Origin of the sequence: Maribacter sp. (assembly GCF_049667165.1) — a bacterium.
Classification (GTDB): Bacteria; Bacteroidota; Bacteroidia; order Flavobacteriales; family Flavobacteriaceae; genus Maribacter_A.
Genome location: NZ_JBATHS010000089.1, coordinates 1 through 1,924, shown reverse-complemented (window position 1 = coordinate 1,924; position 1,924 = coordinate 1). Strand labels below are relative to the sequence as shown.

The 1,924-nt window shown below is 41.7% G+C and carries 2 protein-coding genes; both read right to left on the bottom strand.

What is annotated here, in order from left to right; all coding sequences use genetic code 11:
* Positions 1-91: 91 nt before the first annotated feature.
* Positions 92-865 (bottom strand): carboxypeptidase-like regulatory domain-containing protein, encoded by a 774-nt coding sequence (locus WBM98_RS05060; protein WP_424364942.1) that lies wholly within the window; start codon positions 863-865, stop codon positions 92-94.
* Positions 866-940: 75 nt separating this feature from the next.
* On the bottom strand, positions 941-1,924 hold a 984-nt coding region (locus WBM98_RS05055; protein WP_424364941.1), incomplete at its 5' end, for a helicase-related protein.

Below are 1,924 nucleotides of genomic sequence, written 5' to 3'. Positions count from 1 at the left end.
GAGGATAGCCAGTACCAAAACCCATACGAACAGTCGATGCATAGTTGTCTATTTTGGCTAAAGCTATAAAATGCAGTGGTAAATAGAAAATTTATTTCTTTCTATTTAGTACTTTGAATTCTTCGTAGCAACTACTTATGGCATCCAAGATCTGTAAATCGTTCGCCGTGCTTATGAAAGACTTGGAATAACTACAGTTGTTAAGGATATCCTCGATATCGACTTTTTCGATTTGAAGCAATTCGGTAAGGGTTTCCCTATCGAATTTAGAGGCAAGAAGGTCCCGTATGGCGTCATCTTCCTTGACCTGTCTTAATTTACGCATCTGATTGGGTTTTTTCCCAAAAAGGTTTCGCAACAAATCAGCAGGATTCAATATGGCCCCCAAAACTTTGGTTACGGCACTCGGATTCTTTTTACCGGCTTCATAGCCCACGTTCAAACCTGAGATACTGTACTGATATGCAGTATTGATCGGCATGTTCTTGACATCGATCTCAAGGTAACCCGTTAGTTGATACGGACGCACGATGACTTCTTCCAGAGCATACGCCAATTCTGTCAGGGCAATCTTGGTATCCTTGAACTTGAACATATCATTGGTGACCCTGATTTTCTGTGATTTAAATCCGAGATAGGAAAAGTATAGGGTGTCATTGACAGCCGCAGTTATTGAAAACTCCCCATTGCCATTGGTAATCGTGCCTGTCACCTTGTTCAAGTTAATGACATGAACACTTTCCAAAGGCCTATCTGTCTGTGCGTTCACTACGATGGCACTGAAAGGTTGGCCCTCTGCTTCGTTTTCTTGGGATAGCCCCATAAAACCAATAAGTAGAAAGGCCAGGGTAATACGTTTTATCATGGGTCTAAAATCCGAATTATTGGGTACTAATCAAAACAAAAATTAGAAGGATGTGTTTTTTTAATATACAATTAACTAAAAGAAATCACTTTTACGCTTACTCCTTCTTTTTCCTGAAAAACTTGCATTACCCCCAGCGGATTTTTTATCCCTTCTTTTTCCGGAAGTATTTCGATCTCGTCCTTTACCACTGGAATAGCTGCGGTCTTTACCTCCACTTCTTTTTTTGTCCCTGCCACTGCGACCACCGCCACCGCCGGGACTTTTAGAAACCTCGACATTCACGAATCGGCCATCGACCTTGAATTCCGTAAAAGTCGAAAGTATTTTCTCGGTAACTTCAGCATCGGTGTTGAAGAAGGAAAAGCTATCCTTGACGTCTACTTTGAAAACATCGTCCTGTCCTAGATCAACGGTATCGCGAATGAAGTCCTTCAAGGACATCCAGTCATACCCGTCCTTTTCGCCAACATTGATGAAGTAACGTACTGAGCCACTGGTAGGCATTTCACCGCCACGTTCGCGTCTTTCACCTCTGTCAGAGGAGGCATCAGCAGTATTTAAATCACGGGTTTTGTTATAGTAATTAAAGAAACGGGTAAATTCTACAGAAATGATTTTCTTTATCAATTCTTCACGGTCTATGCCTTGAAATACATCGTTGATGGCGGGTAAATAATTTTCGACCTCTTCGTTTATTTCGGTATCCTTAATTTTATTCGCTAAATGATAAAGCTGTATTTCGCAGATCTCCATTCCAGTAGGGATCGTTTTTTGAATGAACGTTTGCTTTATCATGTTTTCAATGGCCTTGATTTTACGGGACTCACTGCGGGTGATAATGACCATGGATATGCCTGATTTACCTGCGCGACCTGTTCGGCCACTGCGGTGGGTATAGGTTTCTATTTCATCGGGCAATTGATAGTTTATGACGTGTGTAATATCATCCACATCGATACCTCGGGCCGCTACATCGGTGGCAACCAACATCTGTATCTGTTTTTTACGAAAGGAGTTCATGACCAAATCCCTTTGGTTCTGACTAAGATCACCGTG

Excerpts from the sequence above, each read along its gene's own strand:
- WBM98_RS05060 (WP_424364942.1), bottom strand. The coding sequence starts at position 865 with ATGATAAAACGTATTACCCTGGCCTTTCTACTTATTGGTTTTATGGGG.